We start from the raw sequence: 25612 nt of genomic DNA, 5'->3' as shown, positions 1-25612 counted from the left end.
TCGCCGTTACGGCATCGCTCTTCCTGGGAGCCGGGCAGCCGCGCGGCTCCCAGGCCGCCGGCGGTCGCCGGCCGGCCCGCCACCGGGATCAGCCCGCTGCCTGCTGGGCGTGCTTCGGCAGGAGCCAGACCAGCGCGAAAGCGATCAGGTACAGCACAACGGCAAGCCCGGTGACGAGTTCGCCGGCATGGTCGAAGTTCGCGGTTCCGCCGTGGTTGGCCCGGGCGAAGAACACCGTGCCGAGGGCGGCGACACCGATGGCACCGGAGAACTGCTGGACGGCGTTGAGCATGCCCGAGCCGGTGCCGACCTCTTCGGTGGTGGCGCCGCCGAGGACGAAGTCGAAGATCGGGACGAAGACCAGACCGGTGCCGAACCCGATCAGCAGCAGCGAAGGGGCGAGCGTCGCCGAGGTGAGACGGTCGCCCCAGTGGACGATGGTGACCCACAGCGCGAGCAGGCCGACGACCGCGATGCCGAGGCCGAGCTGCAGGCCGGCCCGGCCGAGCCGCTGGGTGAGTACGGCGCCGGACAGACCCACGGCGAGGGCGCTGCCGAGCGCCCAGGGGATCAGGGTGAGGCTGGTGTGCAGCGGGGTCCAGTGCAGGCCGAGCTGCAGCAGCAGGTTGAACGCCAGCTGGAATCCGCTCAGCGAGGCGAAGAAAGCCCCCACGATGGCCAGGCCGGCCACAAAACTGCGCTTGCGGAACAGCGAGGGCGTGATCACCGGATGCGAGCTGCGCCGCTCCGAGCCGGCGAACAGGGCAAGGGCGACGACCGAGCCGGCCATCGACACGTAAGTCCACAGCGGCCAGCCGAGTTCGCGGCCCTGGACCAGCGGAATGATCAGCAGCGCCGAGGCCAGGGTGAGCAGGCCGACGCCGCCGAGGTCGAGCCGGGCGTCCGGGTCCTCGCCGGTGCGGTGCGGCAGGAACCGCCGGGCCAGGGCCCAGGCGAGGACGCCTGCGGGGACGTTGATCAGGAAGATCGAACGCCACTGGCTGCCGAACAGGTCCAGGTGCAGCAGCCAGCCGGCGAGGATCGGCCCGGCCACGGTGGCCAGTCCCATCACCGGCCCGAACGGGATGAGCGCCTTGCGCAGGTCCTGCGGCGGGAAGACCACCTTCACCATCGCGAACCCCTGCGGAATCATCACCGAGCCGCACAGGCCCTGCACCAGGCGGGCGGTGATGAGGAAGCCGACGCCGGGTGCCAGCCCGCAGGCGAGCGAGGCGAGCGTGAACCCGGCCATGCCCAGCAGGAACAGCCGGCGGCGGCCGAGCAGGTCGCCCAGCCGGCCCGAGGTGATCAGGCCGATGGCGAAGGCCGCGGTGTAGGCGGTGAGCACCCATTGCAGGGTCGTCTCGCTGCCGCCGAGGTCGGCACGGATCGACGGGCCGGCGAGGTTGGCGATGGTCGAGTCGATCACGTCCATCACATCGGCGATGAAGACGACGGCGAGGACGAGCCAGGCCCGCCGCGGAGGAAGCGGAGCGATGCCGGGGGCGTCGCCCGATGCGCTCAACGAACTTTGTTCTACAGTCACAAACTAAGCTCTACGCTTGGATGGCCGTTCGTGTCAAGGTAGGATCGATCGCATGCCAGCCGATCCAAAACGACGCCGCGCCGCCCGGCACGCCCAGCTCGAGCCCCCTCAAGCGCCACCGGCGCGCAGGAAAGCACCGATCACCGTCGACAGGGTCGTCGACGCGGCGCTGCAGGTCGTCGCCACCCAGGGCTACGACGCGTTGACGATGCGCAGCGTCGCCGGCGTACTCGACACGGGACCCGCCTCGCTCTACGCGCACGTCGTCAACAAGGCCGACATCGACGAGCTGGTCATCGGCCGGCTCTGCGCCCAACTGGTGCTGCCCGAACCCGATCCGGCGGCATGGCGCGAGCAGATCCTCGACGTCTGTGCGCAGATCCGCGACCAGTACCTGAAGTACCCCGGCGTCTCCCGCGCCGCGCTGGCCCTGGCCCCCACCAACCTCGACGTGCTGCGCGTCAACGAAGGAATGCTGGCCATCCTTCTCGCCGGCGGCATCGAACCGCGGACGGCGGCCTGGGCGATCGACGCCCTCTCGCTCTACGTGGCTGCCTACACCCTGGAGACGTCCCTGGTCGTGCAGCGGCAGAACCAGCAGGACGACGCGTGGGTCGTCAGCCGCGACGAACTCATGCGCCGGTTCGCCGCGCTGCCTGACGACCGGTTCCCCCAGGTCAGGCGCTACGCGGCCGAGTTGACCTCAGGCACGGGACACGAACGGTTCGACTTCACCCTCGGCCTGATCGTCGGCAGCCTCACCGAGGGCCGGCCGGCACCTCCGGCTGCGTAGCCTCGCCACAGGCGAGCGGGCACCGGAGCGCGACAGGGATGGACCTCCTGAACGGCGTTGTCCTGTGCGGCGACACGCGACGGCACTGCCCACCTTCCAGGCCAGCGGCCCGTGCGTACTGTTCCAGCACCCCCTGATCCGTGCGGTCTCCTCCGCGGCTCGGGTGCCAGGACACGTCAGTTGTCCAGACGGCGCTTGCTGAGCCAGGCGACCATCCCGGGGTCGTGGTGGTCGAAGAACAGCGTGGTGCCGGTGTCGAGGGCGGCGATCCGGGCCATCTTGTCGTGGTCGGGTTCGAAGTCGAAGACGTCGGTGTTCTGCGCCATCCGGTCAGGATTGACGGACTTCGGGATCGTGACGATGCCCCGCTGGATCAGCCAGCGGAGCACGACCTGCGCCACGGACGTGCCGTGGGCCCGGCCGATCCCGCTGAGGACGGGGTGGGTGAACAGGTCGTTCTTCCCTTCGGCGAAGCCGCCCCACGCCTGGTGCTGGACGCCGTGCTCCCGCATGAGGCTGTGGTCGGGCTCGCGCTGGAAGAACGGGTGGGTCTCGATCTGGTTGACCGCGGGGGTGATCTCGTTGTGGCGCGGCCCACGGCCTCCTCGTTGCCGTAGGCGGCGGCGGTGTCAAGCAGCCGGTAGCCGGCCGCGAGGGAGTCCGAGACGGCTTGCTCGGTCCGCTCGGCAGGGATCTGGTAGACGCCGAAGCCGAGGACCGGCATGGGGATGCCGTTGTTCAACGTGACGGTCTGCATGGGGTGTTGTTCCTTCTCGTGCTCGTACGGGGGAGGTGCGGGGCCGTGGCTGGGGTCAGCCGGTCAGAGGGTGATGAGCGCTTTGAGAACGCGGCGCTGGGCCATGGCCTCGTACGCATCCGGGGTCCGGTCCAGGGGGAAGGTCCGGTCGAAGACACGGCCCGGCTGGATGGTGCCGTCCAGGACGTCGGGCATGAGTTCCCCGATGTAGGCACGGGCCGGGGAGACGCCGCCGGTGAGGGTGATGTTCCGCATGATCATCGACATGTTGACGGGACCTTCCTCGTACTGCGGGACGCCGAGGCGGCTGATGGTGCCGCCGTCGATGACCGTGCCGAACGCGGTGTCCAGGGTCTGCCGGGTGCCGACGGCCTCGACGACCCTGTCGACGCCGTCGCCGCCGGCCAGATCCCGGACCCGGGCGACGCCTTCGTCGCCGCGTTCGGCGACGACATCGGTGGCGCCGAACGCGAGGCCGAGGTCGGTACGGTCGGTGTGCCGGCCCATGAGGATGATCCGTTCGGCGCCGAGGCGCTTGGCCGCGATCACCGCGCTCAGGCCCACGGCGCCGTCACCGATGACCAGCACGGAGTCGCCCCGGGAGACCCCGGCGGTGACGGCTCCGTGGTGACCGGTACCCATCACGTCGGACAGGGCGAGCAACGAGGGCAGCAGGTCGGAGTCCTCGCCGACCGGCAGCCTGACCAGGGTGCCGTCGGCGTAGGGGACACGCACCGCCTCACCCTGACCGCCGTCCACACCGTCGAAGCCGTACCTGCCGCCGTGCCGGCACGACGACTGCAGGCCCTTGCGGCAGAAGTCGCAGGTGTTGTCGCAGTAGGTGAACGGCGTGACCACCAGATCACCGGCCCTGACGCCGGCCACGTCGGAGCCGGTTGCCTCGACCACACCGACGAACTCGTGCCCCATGGGGCGGCCGCTCTCGGTGGCGGGCAACGACTTGTACGGCCAGAGGTCCGATCCGCACACGCACGACAGGACGGTCCGCACGATGGCGTCGGTGGGTCGCTGGATCTTCGGATCGGGACGGTCCTCGACACGGACGTCGCCGGCCCCGTACATCACTGCTGCGCGCATGGAAATGCTCCTGTCGTGGACCCCTCCGCGGCTGCGGAGAAGTGGAAGAGGTTGGTGCCCGGCGGCCTGCCGCGTGGCCGGCTCAGCGTTCGAGCATCCGCAGACCGGCCTCGGTGTGCGTCTCGCCGGCGGCCGGGGGCAGACCGCTGAGTCTGCCGATCTGTTCGGTGGTCAGTTCGATGCCGTCGGCGGCGGTGTTCTCCTCGACGCGGGAGACGCGCTTGGTGCCGGGGATGGGCGCGATGTCGTCGCCCTGTGCGAGCAGCCAGGCCAGGGCGACCTGTGCGGAGGTGGCGCCGGCTTGCGCGGCCACCGCCTGGACCTCGTCGGCGAGACGGAGGTTGCGCCGGAAGTTCTCGCCGCTGAAACGCGGATTGCCGCGCCGGAAGTCGCCCTCTGCGAAGTCGGCCTCGTCGCGGACCGTACCGGTGAGGAAGCCGCGGCCGAGCGGCGAGAAGGGCACCAGGCCGATGTTCAGCTCGCGCAGCACCGGCAGTACCTGTGCTTCCACGCCGCGGGTCCACAGGGAGTACTCCGACTGGACGGCGGTGACGGGATGGACGGCGTGGGCGCGGCGGATGGTGTCCGGTCCGGCCTCGGACAGGCCGAACGCCCGGACCTTGCCCTCGGCGACCAGCTCACCCACGGCGCCGGCTGTCTCCTCGATGGGGGTGTCCGGATCGACCCGGTGCTGGTAGTAGAGGTCGATGTGATCGGTGCCCAGCCGCTTGAGTGAGCCTTCGACGGCGGTACGGACATTGGCCGGGCTGCTGTCCGGGTGCCACGCGCCCGCCCCGGAGTGGGCGATCATGCCGAACTTCGTCGCCAGCACCACCTGATCGCGGCGGCCCTTCAGCGCACGGGCGAGGAGTTCCTCGTTGGTGTAAGGACCGTAGATCTCGGCGGTGTCGATCAGTGTGACGCCCAGTTCCAGCGCGCGGTGGACGGTGCGGACGGACTCCGCGTCGTCCGTTCCGGCGCCGGTGTAGCCGTGGGACATGCCCATCGCACCCAGGCCGATCCGGGAGACCTCCAGATCACGGAGCCTGATGTATTTCATCGTGATTCACCCATTCCTGTCCGCTGATGAGGAGGTCTGCCGTCCTGCGACCGTGTGCCCGCCGACGCCGCACCCACGTTCGCGGGCTTCGCGTGGTCCAAGAGGTCCGGACACGGAAGAACGCTCCTGGTGGGCCTGGACGTGGACGTGGACCTGAGCGTGGACGACTTGGCGACGTCATCCACGGTGCCGCCTCGCGCCTCGCACAGGCAGGCCGGGTTCTTCGGGGGAGAAGCCAGCGGTGGGTACGGCAGGACCCCCCTCGGTGATTCCACCCAGGTGGAAGCTGGGTGACACTGGCCCCATGGCACCCGAGCAGCACACCAGTGGCGACGAGCTGGGACGCTTCCTGCGCGCCCGCCGTACCCAGATCAGCCCCGAGAGTGCCGGCCTCACCCCCGGGCCCGGGGTGCGCCGCACTCCCGGCCTGCGCCGCGAGGAACTGGCCACGCTCGCCGGTGTCAGCATCGACTACTACACCCGCATCGAGCGCGGCAAGGAGACCCGGCCCAGCCCCGGCGTCGTCGATGCCCTGGCCCGCGCCCTGCACCTCGACGACGACGAACACCAGCACCTGCGTGATCTCGCCGCCCGGTCCGCCCGCTATGCCCCTGAGCCGCCACCGCCGCCCAGCCGGACCGTACGACCCCACCTGAAGCTGCTCCTGGAGACGATGCGGCCGAGTCCGGCCTACGTCATCAGCCGCAGCATGGACCTGCTCGCCTGGAATGCCGCCGGCCTGGCGCTGTACGCGGGCCTGGCCGACTGGCCGGCCAAGCAGCGCAACCTCGCCCGCTACCTCTTCCTCCACCCCGCCGCGCGCGAGCTGTTCCCCGACTGGGACTACCAGGTCCGCGGCTGCGTCGCCCGGCTGCGCGCGCAGGCGGGCACCGACCCGGACGCCCCGGACCTGGCCAACCTCGTGGGTGAACTCCTGCTCAAGAGCCCCGACTTCACCAAGTTGTGGGAGCGCTACGACGTCGTCGGGCGCAAAAGCATCCAGAAGACCTTCCACCACCCGCAGGTCGGCGTCCTCACCCTCAGCAGCCAGAGCCTGCACGTCGAAGGCAGCACCGGACAGCGCCTCGGCGTCTACACCGCCGAACCCGGCGCCCCCGACCACGACGCGATGCTCCTGCTCGACCTGGCCGCCGCACCCCGGACCTCCCCGAGCCCCAGCCGGCACTCCTCGGGCGGGCTCTCCCGCTGAGACCCTTCCGGTGCCGGGGGCCGTACGATCGCGCGGGCCCCCGCACGCCGGCGCAGGCCACAGTGCCGAACGGCTCCCGACGGGTGGCCTCTGTCCGGCCGTCCTACAGTGGGCCGGGAAGACGGACATCCGGAGACAGGGAGCAACTGTGCGGCACGTTCCGGCGTACTCGCTCAACGACGGCACGATCTTCCAGCCGTGGGGCTCGGCACGTACCCGATGGACGACGCGGAGGCCGCCGAGGCGGTGGCGTCGGCCCTCCGCACCGGCTACCGGCTGATCGACACCGCGGTGAACTACGGGAACGAGACCGGCGTCGGGCGCGGCGTCGCGGCGAGCGGGGTCGACCGCGGGGAGATCCGGATCACCACCAAGCTGCCGGGCCGCCATCACGGGTACGACGAGACGCTGGCGTCTTTCGAGGAGTCCCGTGCCCGGCTCGGCGTGGAGTACGTGGACCTCTATCTCATCCACTGGCCGCTGCCGCGGGTGGACAAGTACGTGGACTCCTGGCGGGCGATGATCAAGCTGCGCGAGGACGGCCTGGTCCGCTCCATCGGCGTCTCCAACTTCACTGCCGACCACCTGGAGCGGCTGCGCCGCGAAACCGGCGTGCTGCCCTCGGTCAACCAGATCGAGATGCACCCCCTGCTGGTGCAGAGCGAGTTGCGTGCCGTGCACGCCGAACTGGGCGTGCGCACCGAGAGCTGGAGCCCGCTGGGCCGTGGTTCCGACGTGCTGGAGGACGCGGCGATCGGGGCCGTCGCGCGGAAGTACGGTGTCACCCCGGCGCAGGTGGTGCTGCGCTGGCACACGCAGCTCGGTGCGGTTCCGATCCCGAAATCGTCCGACACGGAGCGGCGGCGGACCAACCTGGACCTGTTCGGCTTCGAACTCACCGACCAGGAACTGGCGCAGGTGGCCGACCGCCGTCAGAAGCGGCTGGGCGGGGACCCCGCCGTCCACGAGGAGTTCTGACGACGGTCGCCGCGCGGCGGCCCCAACGCCTTCCGCCCGCCGCCCGCGCCGCCCGTGCTGCCATCCGCCCGCCGTGGGCGTCTACCCTCGCTGCCGGGTTCGACGGCCGGTGGACCCGGGAGCCGTTCGAGGGCAACGCGGGCAGCGGGCTCCGACCGAGCCGACGTCGTGCGCAGGTCAGATGACTCCTGCCGAAGCCGGTCCGTCGTGGCGGAGGACGAGGGGCAGGAAGAGTTCGTCGACGATCGACCGGATGCGTGCGGGCCCGACGGGTCTGAGGTCCATGAGCAGGTCGTGGCGCACCAGGTCGAACGGCATGCCGAGCACCGCGGAAGGGATCCGTTCCAGGTCGATCTCGCCGCGGTCATGGGCCCGCTGGTAGATGGTCTGAACGCGCGCGAGCCGCTGGTCGCCGATGACCCGGTCACGCACCTGGGAGGGGGTGAGCCCGGTGCCGGCCAGCAGGCCCGAGAAGGCGGCGGCCGCGGCGATAGCGAAGAAGGCGGTCCGGGCCTCGCCCATGCCGGTCAGTGCGGCGAGCAGGTCACCGCGCAGGGTGCCGGTGTCGGGGAGACCGACCGGGTGGCCGTCCCGGTAGTGCTTGAGCGCGGCGAGCACGAGCTCGTCCTTGTTGGCCCAGCGGCGGTACAGCACGGCGATGCCGGTGCCGGCGCGGGCGGCGACGGACTCCATGGTCAGCTTCGCGAAGCCGGCCTCGACCAGCTCGTCCCAGGCCGCGTCCAGCAGTGCGGCCTCGAGCTCGGGGCCCCGTCGGCGTTGGCGGGCAGATGTGGTCACCGCTCCACTATAAGGAAGATTTGCATTCCGTACCGGCGCGCCCTAGCTTCTTAAGAGATGGATTTCACTCTTATCTTGGGGGCCGGACGATGACGGAGACCACCGAGGTCAAGCTGTCGCCGCAGGTGAAGAACGCGCTGCTGGCGCTGATCGTCGGCGGGATCGCGGCGATCCTCGACTCGACGATGGTGACGCTGGCGATCCACACACTGGCGGTGAAGCTGCACTCGACCACCGGCACGATCCAGTGGGTCACCACCGGCTTCCTGCTGGCGATGGCCGTCGCGATCCCGGTCACCGGGTGGGCCGAGCGCCGCTGGGGCGGCAAGCGGGTCTGGATGGCCGCGCTGGTGGTGTTCGTGCTCGCGTCGGTGCTGTGCGCGGTGTCGTGGAACGACATCAGCCTGATCGGCTTCCGGGTGCTGCAGGGCTTCGGCGCCGGACTGATCTTCCCGCTGATGCAGACGCTCGCCGTCAGAGCCGCCGGCGGGCATGTCAGCAGCCGGCTGATGGCGGCCGTCAGCCTGCCGATCGCGCTCGGCCCGATCCTCGGCCCGGTGATCGGCGGGGTCGTCCTCAACTGGTTGAGCTGGCGCTGGCTGTTTCTCATCAACGTGCCCGTGATCGCGGTCGGTCTGCTGCTCGCCCGGCGGTTCCTGCCGGCCGACCGCCCCGAGTCCCCGGCCGGGCGCGTACGCCTGGACTGGATCGGCCTGGTGCTGCTGGCGCCCGGCCTCGCGGGCATCCTGCTCGGTCTCTCGCAGCTCTCCGAGGACGGCGGGATCGGCCACGCCGGTGTGCTGGCACCGCTGCTGGCCGGGGTCGCGCTGCTGGCCGCCTTCGTCGTATGGGCGTTGGGGCCCGCCGAGCGCCGGCCGGTCGTCGACATCCGCCTGCTGCGCCTGCGGTCGCTCGGCAGCGCCTCCGCGGTTCTCTTCACCGCCGGCGCGGCGATGTACGCCGGCATGTTCCTGCTCCCGCTCTACTACCAGCAGTTGCGGGGCGAGAGCGTGCTGGACGCCGGGCTGCTGCTCATACCGCAGGGAGTCGGCGCACTCGCCTCGCGCTTCGTGGTGGGCAAGCTGGTCGACGGGTTCGGAGCGCGCGCGGTGACGATCGCCGGCTTCCTGCTCGCCGCGCTGGCCACCGTCCCGTTCGCGCTTGCCGGGGCGGGCACGAGCCTGTGGTGGCTGGGAGCCGTACTGCTGGTACGCGGCCTGGGCATCGGGGCGGTGCTGATCCCGCCGATGTCCGTCGCCTACCAGGACATCCGACCGGCAGGCATTCCGCACGCCACGATGAACACCCGCATCGCCCAGCAAGTGGGAGCCTCGTTCGGCACCGCGATCGTCGCCGTCGCCCTCCAGTCGCTCCTCGGTCACGGCGCCACCGGTGCCTTCCGGGACGCGTTCTGGTGGGCGATCGGCATCACCGTCGCCGCGGTCCTCCCCACCGTCGCCCTCCCGGCCGGGAAACCGGCGGACCACTGACCGGCCGCGGAGCCACCGCACAGCGACGGGAACAGCAGCCGGCCGGCGGGGCGCCGGAAAAGGGTTCGACGGCTTCGCCGGGCCCCGCCTGTCCCCACCACTTCACGCACTTCACGCCGGCGTGCGCCGGGCGCGCGGATCTGCGTCCTGCCGTGGCGGCCCCGGCGTGCCTGTCCGCGGAAGACATGACATACGTACGTCCTCGCAGGGCATTCGATCATTCGGAGTCAGTTGCTGTCCTTCTCGTTCATGTCCGCCCGCAGTGGAAGGGGCCGTTCCATGCTCATGGCGGAGCGTTATCGCCTCGACGTGCCCCTCGGGCGCGGCAGCATGGGCGAGGTGTGGCGGGCGTGGGACGAACGCCTGGAGCGTCCGGTGGCCCTGAAGCTGCTCGCGGAACGCGCCACCGACGACGAGGCGCTGACCGCGCGATTCGAACGGGAGGCCCGTACGGCGGCCCGGCTCAACGACCCCCATCTGGTGTCCGTTTACGACTTCGGCGTCTCCGGCGACCACTGCTTCCTGATCATGGAGCTGGTCGAGGGCCACGACCTGGCCGAGGAGCTGCGCCGGCGGGGACCGCTGCCCGCGGATCAAGTGGCCCGGATCGCGACCCAGGCCGCGGCGGGGCTCTCCGCGGCGCACGAGCACGGGGTGGTCCACCGCGATGTGAAGCCCTCCAACCTGGTGCTGGCGGAGGGCGGCACGGTGAAGATCGCCGACTTCGGCATCGCCCGGGGCCTGTCCGGCACCACCGCGGCGGACATCACCCAGACCGGTGCGGTGATGGGCACCAGCCTCTACATCGCCCCCGAGACCGCGCTCGGCCGGTCCGCCGGAACCGCCGGTGACGTCTACTCCCTCGGCTGCACGCTCTACGAACTCCTCACCGGTGCGCCACCGTTCGTCGCCGAGAATCCGCTGGCCGTCCTGCGGCTGCACGTCGAGACAGAACCCCCGCCCCCCGACGCGCCCCGCGCGCTGGCCGCCTACCTGCTGGCCATGCTCGCCAAGGACCCGCGACTGCGCCCCAGCGCCCGGCAGGCGGCCGACTGGTTCGCCACCGACGCGTGGCGCGAGGCAGACGCGGCCGGCCCGGGGGCCGGCGCCGGGTCCGGGTTCGGGTTCGGGGCCGGGCTTACGAGCACGGTCCCCGTATCGCTCCGGACACCGCCCGCCGCGGCGACTCACCGGCAGCCGCACCATCAGGCGTCCCGGCGTGTCCCCGGCCGGCACCTGCTGGCCGGCGCCGCACTGGCGGCCGCGGCACTCACCGCGGCCGGACTCGCACTGGCCCCCTCGTCGGCGGACGGCTCGGCCCCGCCCGCCTCACCGGGCGCCGCCAGTCGCCCCGCATCCCACAGCGTGACGTCTTCCCAGCCGTCCGGCTCCGGCGGCGGGCGGCACCTCCCGTCGTCCCCGCGGAGTTCCGACGCGCCGGCCGCGGCCCCTACCCGGGGCGCGGCCACCGCGAGCCCCGCCGACGACCACTCCACGCGGGCGGCCACCACCCCGCGCAGCGCCCCACCACCGAGCCCGAGCACCACCCCGACCGGGTCGCCCTCGGCGGAACCGTCCGCCTCGGACAGCCCCGCCCCGACCGACCGGCCCACGACGCCGTCCGCCACCCCGACCCCGCCGACGGCTTCCCCCAGCGAGAGCCCCATCCCCTCGCCCACCGGCTCCGAGGCCCAACCCCACTGAGCGACGGCCACGTAGGCCCCCGACGGCCTCATCCCGCTCGACGCCCACCGGCCGACGGCCAGGGTCCGCGCCGGCGACCCCCCGCGGCCCGGCCTGCCCGGAACTGCTCGACGAGCACGGCGCCCCCGGCACCGTGCCGCTGACGGTCGGCGGGCCGGGGCCGCCCGCGGCGGCACGGTCAACGGCGCCGCCGTCAGTCGGTGCCGACCGCGCGCAGGCCGGACTGGGCGAGGCGGCCGCCCTGGTGGGCCGGTGCGGTGGAGTGGCGGACGACGAGTTCGGGTTCGTGGAGGAGTTCTTTGGGGGTGGGGTTGGTGCCGTTGATCTGGTTGGCGAGGAGGGTGACGGCGGCGCGGGACATGGCTTCGATGGGTTGGCGGAGTGTGGTGAGGGGTGGGTCGGTGTAGTTCATGAAGGCGGAGTCGTCGTAGCCGACGACGGAGAGGTGGTGGGGGACGGTGAGTCCGTGGCGGCGTGCGGCGCGGATGGCGCCGAGGGCGAGGATGTCGCTGCCGCAGATGAGTGCGGTGATGCCGGTGGTGAGGAGTTCGGTGGCGACGGCCTGGCCGCCTTCGAAGGAGAAGATGGCGTGTCCGATGGGGTGGGCGGTTCTGCCTGCGGGGGATCGGGTGGCGAGGGTGGTGAAGGCGGTGGCTTTGCGGCGTGAGGGGGTGTGGTCGGCGGGGCCGACCAGGAGGCCGATGCGGGTGTGGCCGAGCGAGGTCAGGTGGGCGTATGCCTGCTGCACCGCGGCCACATCATCCGTCGACACCTGCGGAAAACCCGGCGTCCGTGCCGTCCTGCGGTCCAGCCGGTCCTGGTGCCGCTCGGCGGGGTGGTACGAGCCGCCACGCGCGGCCGGCGCGGACCGGTCGGGCGGCCGGGTGGCTGCCCGGTCGTCCACGCGGTGTTCCGCCTGGATCGCCGCGTAGTCGACCGCCGCGTTGAGCAGGACGACCGGGACGCCTCGCCGGAGCAGGGCACCGTACTCGTCGGTGCTCAGTCCGCCGCAGAAGATGACGCCGGAGACCTGCTGGTCCAGCAGCATCGTGACGTACTCGGCCTCGGTCAGCCCACCCGCGGTGCGCGTGCACAGCACGGGTGTGAAGCCGAGCTGCACCAGTGCGCCGCCGGCCACCTCGGCAAGGGCGGGGAAGATCGGGTTCTGCAGCTCCGGCAGCACCAGACCCACCAACCGGGCCCGCACACCGCGCAGTTGAGTGGGCCGCTCGTAGCCCAGTACGTCCAGGGCGGTCAGCACGGCCTGGCGGGTGCTGTCGGAGACACCCGGCTTGCCGTTCAGCACCCGGCTCACCGTCGCCTCACTGACGCCCACCCGCTTGGCCACTTCCGCAAGTCTCCGCGTCATGACGCTGTCTGCTCTCTTTGTGGTGCCCGGTCGGATCGCTGCTTGCTCGCCGGCGGCGTTCCGGTCAGCGCTGCCGCAGCCATACGGTCGTGTCGTTCGGCAGCTCTGCCGTGCCCGGGGCGACGTCCGGATCGCTGGCGAGGAGGACGTCCGCGTCCGGGGGCAGCGGCACGGCGGCACCGGAGAGGTTCGCCAGGCAGAAGAAGCCGCCGCCGCGGGCGAAGCCCAGGACACCGGGAGCGTTTCCGGGCAGCCACCGGAAGTCCGCGCCGCGCAGCCCCCGCTCGCTGCGGCGCAGTCCCAGGGCGGTGCGGTAGAAGGTCAGCATCGAGCCGGGCCTGCCGTCCTGCGCCCGCGCGGTGTACGCGGCCCACCGCGCGGGCTGCGGAAGCCACGGCGGCGCGGTGGCGCCCTCGGGGCTGAAGCCGAACGGGGGCAGCTCGCCCGACCAGGGCAGCGGCACCCGGCAGCCGTCGCGGCCGATGTCGGTGCCGCCGGTCCGGTGGAAGATCGGGTCCTGGCGCAGCTCGTCGGGGATGTCCTCGACTTCCCACAGGCCCAGCTCCTCGCCCTGGTAGAGGTAGCAGCCGCCGGGCAGCGCCAGGTCGAGCAGCAGCGCGGCCCGCGCCCTGCGGGTGCCGAGTTCCAGGTCGGTGGGCACCTGGTGCCGGCGCAGCGCCAGACCGAAGGAGGTGTCGGAGCGGCCGTAGCGGGTGACGTGCCGGGTGACGTCGTGGTTGGACAGCACCCAGGACGCGGGGGCGCCGACGGAGGCGTGCGCGGCCAGCGTCGCGTCGATGACCCGGCGCAGGTCGGCCGCGTCCCAGGGGCAGTTGAGGTAGTCGAAGTTGAAGGCGCTGTGCATCTCGTCGGGCCGCAGATAGTGGGCGAACCGTACCGGGTCGGCGAGCCACACCTCGCCGATCAGCGCGCGCGGCTGCTCGTAGCCGTCGGCGAGCGCCCGCCAGGCGCGGTAGATGTCGTGCACGTCGTCACGGTCGATGTACGGGTGGGGCACCGGCGGCGCGGCGGGGTCGAAGTCCGGCAGCGCGGGGTCCTTGGCGGGCATCGTCGCGGAGTCGATCCGTACGCCGTCCGCCCCGCGGTCGAACCAGAACCGCAGCACGCTCTCGTGCTCCTCGCGGACCTTGGAGTTGTTCCAGTTCAGGTCGGGCTGTTCCGGCGCGAAGAGGTGCAGGTACCACTCGCCGGGTGTGCCGTCCGGGTTGACCGTACGGGTCCAGGCCGGTCCGCCGAAGACGGACTGCCAGTCGTTGGGCGGCAGTTCACCGTCCTTGCCGCGGCCGGGCCAGAACCAGAACAGGTCACGGGCCTCGGCGCCAGGGCCGGCGGCGACCGCCTCCTGGAACCAGGCGTGCTGGTCGGAGACATGGTTCGGCACCACGTCGACAATGATCCTCAGACCGAGCGCGTGCGCCTCGGTGATCAGCGCCTCGGCCTGCTCCAGCGTGCCGAAGGCGGGGTCGACGCGCCGGTAGTCGGCGACGTCGTACCCGGCGTCGGCCTGCGGGGAGGCGTACCACGGGCTGAACCACAGGGCGTCCACGCCGAGTTCGGCCAGATACGGCAGGCGGTCGCGGACACCGGTCAGGTCGCCGATCCCGTCGCCGTCGCCGTCGGCGAAGGACCGCGGATAGACCTGGTAGATGACGGCGTCACGCCACCACTGGGTGTGTTCGGCGGGCGTTGTGCTGATGGAGGGCTCGGCGTGCTGCTCGGCTGCTGCGGGCTGATCGGCCACGGGGGCGGGCTCCTTTGCGCGAAGGGGGGGCGTAGCTGAAGAAAGGCGGGCAGAACCGCCGGGAGAAGGGCAGGGGAGGGCAGGGCTCGGCCGCAGTGGTCGGCGGTGGTCTGCGGAAGGGCTCGGCTGGGCGGCCGGCGGCGTCCGGGAGCGTCGGGGTCAGCCCTTGAGCGCCCCGGCCGACAGGCCACCGAGGATGTGCCGCTGGAAGAAGAGGAACAGCACGATCATCGGCACCGCCGCGATGGACAGGCCGGCGATCATCTCGGTCGGCGGCACCTGCGTGGTGGAGGTGGAGAGCCGGTGCAGTGCCACGGACAGCGTCTGCCTGTCCGGGTCCTGGAGCACCAGCAGCGGCCACAGGAAGTCCTTCCACATCCCGACGACCGCGAAGATCGAGATCACCGCGAGCACCGGACGCGACAGCGGCAGCACCACGCGCAGCAGTGTCTGCAGACGGGAGGCCCCGTCGACGGCGGCGGCGTCGAGGAGTTCCTGCGGGATCTGGTCGAAGAAGCGGCGCAGCACGTAGATGTTGAACGCGTTGGCCGCGCCCGGCAGCCACAGTGCCCAGGGCGTGTTGAGCAGACTGAGGTGGAGCAGCGGCAGATCGGAGACGGTCAGATACGCGGGCACCAGCAGCGCGGCCGCGGGCAGCATCAGGCTGGCGAGCATCCCGGCGAAGATCACCTTGCCGAAGGCGGGCCGCAGTTTGGACAGCGCGTAGGCGGCGCACACGTCCACCGCGATCTGGATCAGCCAGCCGCCGGCCGCGTACCAGACGGTGTTGAGGAAGAAGTGCGCGATGTCCATCTGCGTCCACGCGTCCTTGTACGCACTGACGTGCACGGACTTCGGCAGCAGCGTCGGGGTCTGCGCGGCGAATTCGCGCGGGGTCTCCAGCGCCGAACTCGCCATCCAGTACAGGGGGAAGAGGAAGGCAGCCGCGAACAGCACGGTCGTGACGGTCAGCACCGTGAAGTAGACGGCGCGGTAGTGCGGCCTGGCCAGCTCCTGGTCGGAGATCAGGCTGCGGGGCGCCGGGGAGGATGAAGGGGAGGATGAAGGGGAGGCGGAACGGGAAGCGGCACGGGAGGCGGGGGCGGAAGCGGGGGAGGCAGTGGTCATGGTCTCAGTCCGATTCGCGGGTCAGCCGCAGATACAGCGCGGAGAAGACGCCGAGCACGGCGAAGAGCAGCACGCTCATCGAGGCCGCGAGCCCGAAGTCGTTGTTGACGGCGAAGGCGTAGCGGTAGATCAGCGTCATCACGGTGATGGTCGACGGGTCGGTGAAACCGGTCAGCTGGAAGGGCTCGATGAAGACCTGCATCGTCGAGACGATCTGGAGCAGCAGCAGGACGAGCATGATGAACCGCATCTGCGGCAGGGTCACGAACCGCAGCCGGGCCCAGATGCCGGCGCCGTCCAGCTCGGCCGCCTCGAACAGCTCGCCGGGGATGGCCTGGAGCGCGGCCAGGTACATCAGCGTCGCGCCGCCCATGTTGGACCAGGTCGACACCAGCACCAGCGAGATCATCGCGGTGTGCGGCGACTGGACCCACTGCGAGGTGGGCAGATGCGCGCCGCGCAGCGCGGTGTTGAACAGTCCGTCGCCGGGGTCGTAGAAGAACTGCCAGAGCATCACGCCGACGATCGGCGGCAGCATCACCGGCAGGTAGACCGCGATGCGGAAGTACGCCTTGAAGTGCCGCAGTTCATTGAGCAGCACCGCGATGACGAACGGCACCGCGTAGCCGAGCAGCAGCGCGAGGCCGGTGAACTGCGCGGTGTTCTTCCACGCCGTCCAGAACAGCGGATCGGCGAAGAGGTGGTGGTAGTTGTCCAGGCCCACCCATTGCGGGTCGCTGATCAGGTTGTCCTGCTGGAAGCTGAGCATCACGCCCCGGACCAGCGGGTACCACGAGAACACCGCGAAGCAGAGGACGCCGGCCGCCAGGAAGGCGTACGCCAGGGCGTTGTCGGCGATCCGGCGGCGCAGCCGGGCGTGCCGCGCGGTGCGTGCCCCGGTGCGGTCGCGCGGTGGTGCCGCGGGGGAGCCGGGCCGGTGGGGGGCCAGGGAGGTGGCCATGGGATCTCCTTGTTCGGCGTCCGCGGGCCGCGCCGGTGGTCAGGGCTCGGCGCGGCCCGCGGGCAGCGCGGGGTCGGGTTCCGGGCGGGCGGCTACTGGGCCGCGAGCAGGGAGTCGACCTGCTGGGAGGCGTCCGACAGCAGGGAGTCGATGTCGGCGTCCTTCTGGGTCAGGACCTTGGCCATGGCGGTGTCCAGCACGGCGTAGATCTGCTGGGCCTTCGGCGGCTCGAGCACCAGCGGGATCCCGGCGATGGTCCGCTGGAACGGGGCGTAGTTGGCGACCGGTACGTTGGCGTACTTCGCGTCCGCGGCGGACTTGGTCTGCGCGGCGGCGCCGGTCCAGATGTTCGGCTCGGGCAGGCCGACCGGCTGCCCGGCCTGGGCCGCGCGCTGCGAGCCGAGGGCGATGCGGTCCGGGTTGTCGTACTTGAAGGTCACCCAGGCCATGGCGGCCTTGATCTGTTCCGGGGTGTCCTTGGGGTTGAACATGAACCCGCCGCCGCCGGCCAGCGTGCCTTTGCCGCCGGGGATCGGGCCGAGTCCGTAGTCCTTGGGGTCGCCCTTGTACTGCGAGGCGATGGTGGGGATGTTGTCCGAAGTGGCGAGGTACATGCCGAGCTTGCCCGCGCCCATCATCTGCAGCAGGTCGGCCCACTCCAGCAGTTGGCGCCGGCCCATCGAGTCGTCGGTCCAGCGCATGTCGTGCAGCTGCTGGAGCACCGCCGTGCCGGTGGCGTTGGCGAAGTCGGCCTTCCAGGTGCCGTCGGGCTGCTGCTTGGCGACATCGCCGCCGCGCGAGTACATCTCGGCGGTGAAGTGCCAGCCGCCGGTGTTGGACTTGCTGTAGTCGCCGTAGCCGACGATGCCCTTGCCGAGCGCGGCGATCTTCTTGGCGTCGGCGCGGACCTCGTCCCAGGTCGTCGGGGGTTTGTCCGGGTCGAGCCCGGCCTGCCTGAACAGCGCGCGGTTGTAGACCAGGCCCATCGAGTAGTTGCCCTCGGGCAGGCCGTAGGTGTGTCCGTCGGTGTCCTGGAACACCTTGCGCAGCTGCGGCTTGACCTGGTTCACGGCCGGGAACTGCGACAGGTACGGCGTGATGTCGGCGGCCTGGTGCTTGGCGATCAGCCCGGCCGGGTCGGTGTAGTAGACGTAGAAGGCGTTCTCCAGCTGGCCGCCCGCCAGCTTGGTGGAGAAGGTCTGCGGGTCCATCTGGCCCTCGTGCGGTACCACCTTGATCTTCGGGTGGAGCTTCTCGAAGGCGGCGACGTCCGCAAGGAAGATCTTCCGGTTCACGGGGTCGGTCTTGGCGGGCATGTCGTTCACCGTGACGGTGACGGTGCCGTCGGCGGATTTCGACGAGCCGGAGGAGCCACCGCAGGCGCTCACCACGAGGGTGAGCCCGGCTGCTGCGACGACGGCGAGGGCGGTGCGGGCTCTGCTGCCCGCCGGGAAACCGGTCATGAGTCGTCCCTGGTCATGAGGGTGATGGAGGGGCGGCCGCTCCCCGAGGTGACGCACAAGCTACGTCGCCGTCACCGGGCCCGCAATGGAGAAACACATTTACGCAAAAAGGCGACGACTCTGTCGGCGCCGGATGCAACGAGCGCAAACTCGACGCATAAAATCAACGCCGAGTGCGGTTATAGTGCGCTCATGGTACGCAAACTCGTGCAGGTGGCCCAGAAAGTCGGGGTCAGTGAGGCGACGGTGAGCCGGGTGCTGAACGGCAAGCCGGGTGTCTCCGACAGCACCCGGCAGGCCGTGCTGACCGCCCTGGACGTACTGGGCTACGAGCGGCCCACTCAACTGCGTGGTGTGCGGGCCCGGTTGGTGGGTCTGGTGCTGCCGGAGCTGCAGAACCCGATCTTCCCCGCCCTTGCCGAGGTGGCCGGCGGCGCACTGGTGCAGCTCGGCTTCACACCCGTGCTGTGCACCAGGGCGGCCGGCGGGCTGACCGAGGCCGAGTACGTGACGATGCTGCTGGATCAGCAGGTCTCCGGTGTCATCTTCTGCGGCGGTCTCACCGAGGACGAGAGCGCGACCCTGAAGGAACGCGGCGTGCCGGTGGTGATGCTCAACGCCGCTGTCGACCACGGCGGTTTTCCGCAGGTGTCGACGGATGATGTGGCCGCGGTGCAGCAGGCATACGCCCACCTGACCTCGCTCGGCCACACCCGCATCGGCCTCCTGGTCGGCCCCGCCGACCACACCCCCTCACGCCGCAAAGCCACCGCCTTCACCACCCTCGCCACCCGATCCCCCGCAGGCAGAACCGCCCACCCCATCGGACACGCCATCTTCTCCTTCGAAGGCGGCCAGGCCGTCGCCACCGAACTCCTCACCACCGGCATCACCGCACTCATCTGCGGCAGCGACATCCTCGCCCTCGGCGCCATCCGCGCCGCACGCCGCCACGGACTCACCGTCCCCCACCACCTCTCCGTCGTCGGCTACGACGACTCCGCCTTCATGAACTACACCGACCCACCCCTCACCACACTCCGCCAACCCATCGAAGCCATGTCCCGCGCCGCCGTCACCCTCCTCGCCAACCAGATCAACGGCACCAACCCCACCCCCAAAGAACTCCTCCACGAACCCGAACTCGTCGTCCGCCACTCCACCGCACCGGCTCCGGCACGGCAGTAGGGCTCCCGAAAGCCGCGGGCAGGGCGCCCCGGCGCCCCGGAATTCCGAGCAAGAAACCGACCGAAAAGCTTCACCGTATGCACCGGCGGATGCCGCTCACCGGCCCGCTCGCCACCGTCCCCACAGGTCAACGCCCTTGTCGGAGGCGGCAGGCCAATTCCGTACGGGGGAGGCGGTATTGCGCGGGATCGCGCCGCCTCATTGCACCGGGGTTAACGCGGGGCTACGGTGCCGCTCACTCGCACCCCCCCTTCCTGCTGCGGAGCCCATTCATGCCCGAAACACCCCGGGGCACACGTCTGCCCAGAACCGCACCGGCCGCGCTCGTCGCCCTGCTCGCCCTGCTGGCCGCCCTCGTCAGCTGGACCGCCCTGCGCGCCTCGGCGTCCACCACCGGCACCGTCTACGAAGCGGAGTCGGCCGCCCTGTCCGGCGGCGCCGTGGTGGCCACCGACCACTCCGGCTTCACCGGCAGCGGATTCGTCGGCGGTTACACCGACGGCAACAAGGGGACCGCCGCGACGACCTTCTCCCTGACCGCCCCGAGCCCGGGCGGCTATGTCTCCACCCTGCGCTACGCCAACGGCACCACCGCCGCGCAGACGCTGTCGGTCTACGTCAACGGCGCCAAGGTCACCCGGATCTCGCTGCCCGCGACCGCGGACTGGAACACCTGGAGCACCGTCGCCACCCCCGTCACGCTGGCCGCCGGGACCGACACCGTCGCGTACCGCTTCGACAGCGCCGACAGCGGCAACGTCAACCTCGACAACCTCACCCTCTCCGCTGTCCAGGCATCGGCCGACGGCCAGTACGAGGCCGAGTCCGCCGCGCTGTCCGGCGGCGCGGTGACCGCCTCCGACCACACGGGCTTCACGGGCAGCGGATTCGTCGGTGGTTACACCGACGGCAACAAGGGGTCCGCCGCGACCACCTTCTCCGTCACAGCGGCGAGCGCCGGCAGCGCGCCGGTCGCCCTGCGCTACGCCAACGGCACCGGGTCGACCCGCACCCTGTCGGTCTACGTCAACGGCACCAAGGCCGTCACGACGTCGCTGCCCGCGACCGCCGACTGGAACACCTGGGGCTCCGCCACCGAGAACCTGACGCTGAAGTCCGGCGCCAACACCGTCGCGTACCGCTTCGACAGCGGCGACAACGGCAACGTCAACCTCGACGCCATCACCGTCGGCAGCACGACGACGACTCCACCGACGACGCCGCCGACGACGCCGCCGACCACCCCGCCGACGACGCCTCCGACCTCCCCGCCCTCCGGCGGCGGCCAGGCGTACGACGCGGCGACCGCCTTCTTCACCGGCGGCCCCTCGGTCGGCACGTCGATCTCCGGCTACGACGGCAGCGGCTATCTGACCGGCTTCACCGCCCAGGGCGCCCAGACGCAGATCGACACCGCCGTCCCCTCGGCCGGCACGTACAGCGTCTCCGTCGCGTACGCCAACTCCTCCGGGTCCGCGCAGACCCTCTCGCTCTACCTCAACGGCATCAAGAACTCCCAGCTCAGCCTGCCCGCCGGCAGCGGCTGGCGCTCCGTCGCGAAATCCGTCACGCTGCGCTCCGGCCTCAACCTGATCGGCCTTCAGCACGACTCCGGCGACACCGGCAATGTCGCCGTGGACGGCGTCTCGGTCGACGGCGGCACCGCGCTCGCCACCCAGGGCGCGACGCTCCCGTACACCGAATACCGCGCCGCCGACGCCTCCACCAACGGCACCGTGCTGCCGGTCAGCCGCGCGTACCCGTCGCTCAGTGCGGAGGCCACCGGCCGCAGCGCTGTCCAGCTCACCGGCACCGGGAATTACGTCCAGATCACCCTGACCAAGCCCGCCAACTCCGTGGTCGTGCGCTACTCGATCCCCGACACCGCCGACGGATCGCCCGTCACCGCACCGCTCGCCCTCTACTCCGGCAGCACCAAGGTCACCGACCTGAGTCTGACCAACAAGTACGCCTGGCTGTACGGCGCCGGCTACTACGACACCAACAACCCCGGTGACGGCACCGGGCATCACTTCTACGACGACGTCCGCTACAAGAACTCCGCCACCTGGCCGGCCGGAACCGTCCTGAAGTTCCAGAAGGACAGCACCGCGGGCGGCACCTTCACGATCGACACCGTCGACACCGAACTCGTCGACGCCGCCTACGCGATGCCCGCGGGCTATGTCTCCGCGGCGTCCTACGGCGTGACCCCCGGCGGCGGCGACGTCACCTCGGCGCTCAACAGCGCGCTCGGCCAACTCTCCGGCACCGGCCAGGGCCTGTGGCTGCCGGCCGGCACGTACAGCATCTCCGGCCGGGTCAGCCTCAGCGATGTCTCGCTGCGCGGCGCCGGCCCGTGGTACACCACGATCCAGTCCACCGCGGAGAACGGCGGCGGCGGCCTGTACGCGACCGGCGGCCGCAACCAGATCGCCGACCTGTCGGTCTTCGGCGACCACACCTTCCGCAACAACGACCAGGGCGCGCCGGCCATCGAGGGCGCCTTCACCTCCGGCTCACTCATTCTCAACGTGTGGATGGAGCACGCCAAGGTCGGCCTGTGGGCGGTTCCCGGCACCGGCCTCGACGTCTCCGGCGTCCGGGCCCGTGACATCTACGCCGACGGCATCCATGTGCACGGCGGCTCTTCGGGCACCCGCGTCGAGCAGTCCAACGTCCGCAACACCGGCGATGACAACATCGCCCTGGACACCGAGGGCGGCGACGTCACCAACTGCACCGTCTCCCACAACACCGCGCAGTCGCCCATCCAGGCGGGCGGCATCGGCGTCTACGGCGGCGGCAACAACATCGTGGAGAACAACGCCGTCAGCGACACCGTCGCCTTTGGTTCCGGCATCAATGTGAGCACCGCCTTCGGCTCGAACTTCACCGGCCCCACCACCGTCCGCGACAACGTCCTCACCCGCGCGGGCTCCCACAACTACAACTGGAACTCCGACATCGGCGCCCTGTGGATCTTCGCCGATGCCAAGGGCGACATCACCCAGCCGGTCAGTGTCACGGGCAACACCATCAAGGACAGCTCCTACCAGGCCGTCCTCCTCTCCTACGCCCACCGGATCAGCAACCTGACCCTCGACCACGACACCATCACCGGCGCCGGCACCTTCGGCTTCGACATCAACAACGTCACCGGCAGCATGACGGTCAGCAACACCACCGTCAGCGGCACCTCCGCGGCCGCCCTCAACAACCCGGGCGGCTACACGGTCAACCGGGGCCCGGGCAACTCCGGCTTCTGATCCGCCCGTTCCTCCAACGAGACCCGGCCACGCACTCGGTGCGCGTGGCCGGGTCTCGTTGTCGGGACGGGCCTCCCGGGACAACCCTCAGGCGGGGGCATCAAGGGGGTTGGCGGCCATTCTGCCGGCGAGTCCCGATCGCACCGCGCCGGCCGCGGAACTGCCGGGCTTGCGGGTGGCCTGGGACCGGAAGCACGCCAGGAACTGCCCGGCGAGGTCCAGCCGGGGGTAGCGTTCCAGCACCTCGGCCCGGAAGCCCGCAGGGTAGTCGTCCGCTCCCTTGCCGATGACCTCGGTCGCGGTGGCGCGGGCCAGCAGGTGCCCCTCGGGGTCCGCGGACACCTCCACCCGCGGCCACATATGGCGGACGATCACCTCCGACAAGCGCTCACGGCGCTCTGCCGCCCATCCGGCGCCGGCTGCGAAGACCTGGGCGACGTGACCGCCTGCCTCCTCGAAGGCGACGGTATGGCTGTCGAACACCGGCACCAGCCCGATGTCGTGGAACAGCGCGGCCGTGTAGAGGAGTTCCGCGTCGAAGGGGATGCCGTCCGCCGTGCCGCGGGCCGCCGCCCACACGTAGGCCCGCAGCGAATGGTTGAGCAGCGCGGGAGACAGGTAGGCGGTCGCCACGTCCAGGGCGGCGGCCGAGGCCGTACCGCCGGGCACGGGGAGAGCGTCGAGCGACATACGGGTCACTGGGTGCCTGCTTCCGTCGGGCTGTCCGGCACGATGCGGATGATCGTCCTACTGGCCTCGACTGCCGGCTCCGCCTTGCGCCGCCCGTCGGAGCCGGCGGCACGCACGCGTACGGTGATGGCTTGCACAGGAGTTCCTCTGAAGAGCGAAGCAGCGGTGGTCACGCATACGGATGCCCCGCTGGGGTCGACAGGGCACGTGATGCGTCGTGCTCTCGACCGTATGCTCCGGCCGCTCCCTGCGGGTGGGCCACTTCCGGGGCAAGAGGATGAGCCACTTTCGCGTCGCCGGCAGGACCGGGCAGCCCGGCTCGGGGAGCCTCCCGCACCGGGCCCACTGAGGCCGCCGCCGTGGCCCACTCGGGCCGGCCGCAGGCGTACCGCAGCCGGCCCGTGGTGTGCGGGGCGGGTCAGACGGCGGTGCGGCCTCCGTCGGCGGCCAGGACGGCGCCGTGGACGAAGCTGGCGCGGTCGGTGGCCAGGTACGTGATGGCGGCGGCGATCTCCTCGGGGGTTCCGGTGCGCTGGGCGGGCCCGGCCGCGGCCAGGTTGTCGAGGGCGTCACCCATGACGGCGGTGCCCTCGGTGCGGGTGGGGCCCGGACTGACGGCGTTGACCCGTACGCCGCGGGGGCCGTACTCCGCCGCCCAGGACTTGGTCAGCAGAACCAGGGCCGCCTTGCTCGCCCCGTACAGGCTCATGCCGTCCATCCCGAGGCCGGCGACCATGGTGGTCACATTCACGATCGCGCCACGGCCCCGGGCCGCCATGGCCGGCGCCAGCTCCGCGACGAGGAAGTACGGGGCTTTGACGTTCACCGCGAACACTTCGTCGAAGTCTTCGCCGGTCGTCCGGTCGGTGGGGCCGAAGGGGAAGATGCCCGCGTTGTTGACCAGGATGTCCACCGGTCCCGCCTGCTCGGTGGCCTGGCGGGCCAAGCCGCGGGCGGACGCCTCGTCGCCCAGGTCACTGGCGATGAACAGGGCGCTCCCTCCGGCGGCCCGGATCTCCTTGACGGCCTGACGCCCGCGCTCCTCGTTGCGCCCGGACAGCACGACGTCGGCTCCCAGAGCGGCCAGGGAGAAGGCGGTGGCCCGCCCGATCCCGCTGGTCGCTCCCGTCACCAGGGCGGTGCTTCCCGACAGTTCCGTTGACATGGGCAATGGTCCGTTTCTCTCACGTGGTGACGGTCCGGCCGGTTTCCGGATCACCCGACGTGGTGTTCAAGGCACACCGGCCGCCCGGCCTTCCGGGATGCCACCTTGTGCGGCTTATGGCCCCCATAGGCACAGCCTCGGGCCCACAGCCGGGCAGGCGGCGACCCCGAAGGCCGCACTGTTCCGTGCGCCGGACCCGCCGCACCCGCAGGACGGGGAGGCCCACCCGGCATAGGCGCGCGTTATCGCGGGTGCAGCCAGACGCTCTGGCCGCCGGTGCCCTCTCGGAGCCGGCCGGCAGTTGACTGGTCCTCACCCGTACCGTGACCGACAGGACCTCCCATGACCGAACAGCAGTCCGCCATCGCCTCCACCGCCATCGCCTCCACCACCGTCGGCCTGGAACCGTGGCTGGATGCCCTGCACACCGCCTCGAAGCGGCTGCGGTCGGCGACCGACGCCCTGTCCGACGAGGAACTGCGCCGCCCCTCGTTCACCGGTGAGTGGAGCATCGCCCAGGTCCTTTCCCATCTCGGCAGTGCCGCGCAGATCGGGACCACCGTGCTGGAACGCGGCCTGGCCGGGGACCGCACCGCTCCCACCCGCGAGGACATGCTGCCGCTGTGGCAGCACTGGGACGCGCTGGACGCACCGGCGCAGCGAGCCGCCTGGCAGGAGGCCGACGCGCGCCACCTGGACCTGCTGGACGCTCTGGACGCCGACCGGCGGCGGACACTGCACGTGCCCTCCTTCGCCGGCTGGATCAGCGTTACGGCCTACGCGGGTTACCGGCTCTCCGAACAGTCCGTCCACAGCTGGGACGTCGAAGTGGCTCTGGACCCCGCGGCCACGATCCCCCCGCGGGAGACAGCGTTGCTGTGGGAGCGCTTGGACCTGGTGGCCACCCGCTTCCGGGACGCCGGGACCCTGGCCCGGCTCCGACCCCGCCGGCTTTCCCTCGAACTGACCGGTCCCTCCCGTACGCTGCTGCTCGACCTGGACCGCGAGCTCCATGTCCGTGCCCGCGAGGCCGTCCGGCCCGAAGGCACCCTCACCGGCCCGGCCGAATCAGTGCTCCGCCTCTTCTACGGACGCAACCGGCCGCAGGACCCCGTGACCGCCACCGGCTCGATCACCCTCGACGACCTGCGGGCACTGTTCCCCGGCTACTGACCGCCGGTCG

At 71.1% G+C, this 25612-nt stretch carries 19 protein-coding genes and 2 pseudogenes; 8 read left to right on the top strand and 13 right to left on the bottom strand.

Features of this window, described 5'->3' with window-relative positions:
- Positions 1-88: 88 nt before the first annotated feature.
- On the bottom strand, positions 89-1525 hold the full coding sequence (locus tag OG552_RS00670) for a DHA2 family efflux MFS transporter permease subunit (protein ID WP_329128627.1): 1437 nt from the start codon (positions 1523-1525) through the stop codon (positions 89-91).
- A gap of 73 nt (positions 1526-1598) precedes the next feature.
- On the opposite strand from OG552_RS00670, the gene OG552_RS00665 reads away from it, so the two are divergent.
- Complete coding sequence (locus OG552_RS00665) at positions 1599-2339, top strand: TetR/AcrR family transcriptional regulator (protein ID WP_329128625.1); 741 nt, start codon at positions 1599-1601, stop codon at positions 2337-2339.
- Positions 2340-2515: 176 nt separating this feature from the next.
- Here OG552_RS00665 and OG552_RS00660 read toward each other — a convergent pair.
- The 3 genes and pseudogenes from OG552_RS00660 to OG552_RS00650 all read right to left on the bottom strand — a co-directional run bounded on the left by OG552_RS00660 (position 2516) and on the right by OG552_RS00650 (position 5254).
- Positions 2516-3096, bottom strand: a pseudogene (locus tag OG552_RS00660) (aldo/keto reductase).
- Between the two features lie 63 nt (positions 3097-3159).
- Positions 3160-4194 (bottom strand): zinc-binding dehydrogenase, encoded by a 1035-nt coding sequence (locus OG552_RS00655; protein WP_329128624.1) that lies wholly within the window; start codon positions 4192-4194, stop codon positions 3160-3162.
- Positions 4195-4276: 82 nt separating this feature from the next.
- Complete coding sequence (locus OG552_RS00650; protein ID WP_329128622.1) at positions 4277-5254, bottom strand: aldo/keto reductase; 978 nt, start codon at positions 5252-5254, stop codon at positions 4277-4279.
- 304 nt (positions 5255-5558) lie between these two features.
- Between OG552_RS00650 and OG552_RS00645 the strand changes: the two genes are divergently transcribed.
- Together OG552_RS00645 and OG552_RS00640 are read left to right on the top strand one after the other, a co-directional pair.
- On the top strand, positions 5559-6464 hold the full coding sequence (locus OG552_RS00645) for a helix-turn-helix transcriptional regulator (protein ID WP_329128621.1): 906 nt from the start codon (positions 5559-5561) through the stop codon (positions 6462-6464).
- 148 nt (positions 6465-6612) lie between these two features.
- Positions 6613-7442 (top strand): annotated as a pseudogene (locus OG552_RS00640) (aldo/keto reductase).
- A gap of 177 nt (positions 7443-7619) precedes the next feature.
- On the opposite strand, the gene OG552_RS00635 reads toward OG552_RS00640, so the two are convergent.
- Positions 7620-8240, bottom strand: coding sequence for a TetR/AcrR family transcriptional regulator (locus OG552_RS00635; RefSeq protein WP_329128619.1), 621 nt, complete (start codon positions 8238-8240; stop codon positions 7620-7622).
- 89 nt (positions 8241-8329) lie between these two features.
- On the opposite strand from OG552_RS00635, the gene OG552_RS00630 reads away from it, so the two are divergent.
- Both OG552_RS00630 and OG552_RS00625 read left to right on the top strand, forming a co-directional pair.
- Positions 8330-9730, top strand: coding sequence for an MDR family MFS transporter (locus tag OG552_RS00630; protein ID WP_329128618.1), 1401 nt, complete (start codon positions 8330-8332; stop codon positions 9728-9730).
- A gap of 285 nt (positions 9731-10015) precedes the next feature.
- Positions 10016-11434, top strand: a complete 1419-nt coding sequence (locus OG552_RS00625; RefSeq protein WP_329128617.1) for a serine/threonine-protein kinase — start codon at positions 10016-10018, stop codon at positions 11432-11434.
- Positions 11435-11627: 193 nt separating this feature from the next.
- Here OG552_RS00625 and OG552_RS00620 read toward each other — a convergent pair whose 3' ends face one another.
- The 5 genes from OG552_RS00620 to OG552_RS00600 all read right to left on the bottom strand — a co-directional run bounded on the left by OG552_RS00620 (position 11628) and on the right by OG552_RS00600 (position 18117).
- Complete coding sequence (locus OG552_RS00620) at positions 11628-12803, bottom strand: LacI family DNA-binding transcriptional regulator (RefSeq protein WP_329128616.1); 1176 nt, start codon at positions 12801-12803, stop codon at positions 11628-11630.
- A 64-nt stretch (positions 12804-12867) separates the two neighbouring features.
- Positions 12868-14520: a glycoside hydrolase family 13 protein gene (locus tag OG552_RS00615; RefSeq protein WP_329140479.1), complete on the bottom strand. Its 1653-nt coding sequence runs from the start codon at positions 14518-14520 to the stop codon at positions 12868-12870.
- Between the two features lie 204 nt (positions 14521-14724).
- Positions 14725-15693 (bottom strand): carbohydrate ABC transporter permease, encoded by a 969-nt coding sequence (locus OG552_RS00610; RefSeq protein WP_329128615.1) that lies wholly within the window; start codon positions 15691-15693, stop codon positions 14725-14727.
- A 4-nt stretch (positions 15694-15697) separates the two neighbouring features.
- A complete protein-coding gene (locus OG552_RS00605; protein ID WP_329128613.1) occupies positions 15698-16654 on the bottom strand; it encodes a carbohydrate ABC transporter permease in 957 nt (318 codons plus the stop codon).
- A gap of 92 nt (positions 16655-16746) precedes the next feature.
- Positions 16747-18117 carry an extracellular solute-binding protein gene (locus OG552_RS00600; protein ID WP_329128612.1) on the bottom strand — a complete coding sequence of 457 codons (1371 nt, stop codon included), beginning with the start codon at positions 18115-18117 and terminating at the stop codon, positions 16747-16749.
- Positions 18118-18309: 192 nt separating this feature from the next.
- Here OG552_RS00600 and OG552_RS00595 point away from each other — a divergent pair, with 192 nt between their 5' ends.
- Positions 18310-19305 carry a LacI family DNA-binding transcriptional regulator gene (locus tag OG552_RS00595; RefSeq protein ID WP_329128610.1) on the top strand — a complete coding sequence of 332 codons (996 nt, stop codon included), beginning with the start codon at positions 18310-18312 and terminating at the stop codon, positions 19303-19305.
- Positions 19306-19577: 272 nt separating this feature from the next.
- Positions 19578-22574 carry a CBM35 domain-containing protein gene (locus OG552_RS00590; protein WP_329128609.1) on the top strand — a complete coding sequence of 999 codons (2997 nt, stop codon included), beginning with the start codon at positions 19578-19580 and terminating at the stop codon, positions 22572-22574.
- 87 nt (positions 22575-22661) lie between these two features.
- Here the strand turns inward: OG552_RS00590 and OG552_RS00585 are convergent, their stop codons facing one another.
- The 3 genes from OG552_RS00585 to OG552_RS00575 all read right to left on the bottom strand — a co-directional run bounded on the left by OG552_RS00585 (position 22662) and on the right by OG552_RS00575 (position 24429).
- A complete protein-coding gene (locus tag OG552_RS00585) occupies positions 22662-23264 on the bottom strand; it encodes an HD domain-containing protein (RefSeq protein ID WP_329128607.1) in 603 nt (200 codons plus the stop codon).
- 5 nt (positions 23265-23269) lie between these two features.
- Positions 23270-23401, bottom strand: coding sequence for a hypothetical protein (locus OG552_RS00580; RefSeq protein WP_329128606.1), 132 nt, complete (start codon positions 23399-23401; stop codon positions 23270-23272).
- A gap of 281 nt (positions 23402-23682) precedes the next feature.
- The gene (locus OG552_RS00575) at positions 23683-24429 is read right to left on the bottom strand and encodes an SDR family NAD(P)-dependent oxidoreductase (protein ID WP_329128604.1); all 747 of its coding nucleotides are present in this window, start codon (positions 24427-24429) and stop codon (positions 23683-23685) included.
- Between the two features lie 342 nt (positions 24430-24771).
- Here OG552_RS00575 and OG552_RS00570 point away from each other — a divergent pair, with 342 nt between their 5' ends.
- A complete protein-coding gene (locus OG552_RS00570; RefSeq protein ID WP_329128603.1) occupies positions 24772-25602 on the top strand; it encodes a maleylpyruvate isomerase N-terminal domain-containing protein in 831 nt (276 codons plus the stop codon).
- Positions 25603-25612: the final 10 nt, after the last annotated feature.

This window comes from Streptomyces sp. NBC_01476 (assembly GCF_036227265.1).
GTDB lineage: Bacteria > Actinomycetota > Actinomycetes > Streptomycetales > Streptomycetaceae > Actinacidiphila.
This window is presented reverse-complemented; position numbering and strand designations above follow the sequence as displayed.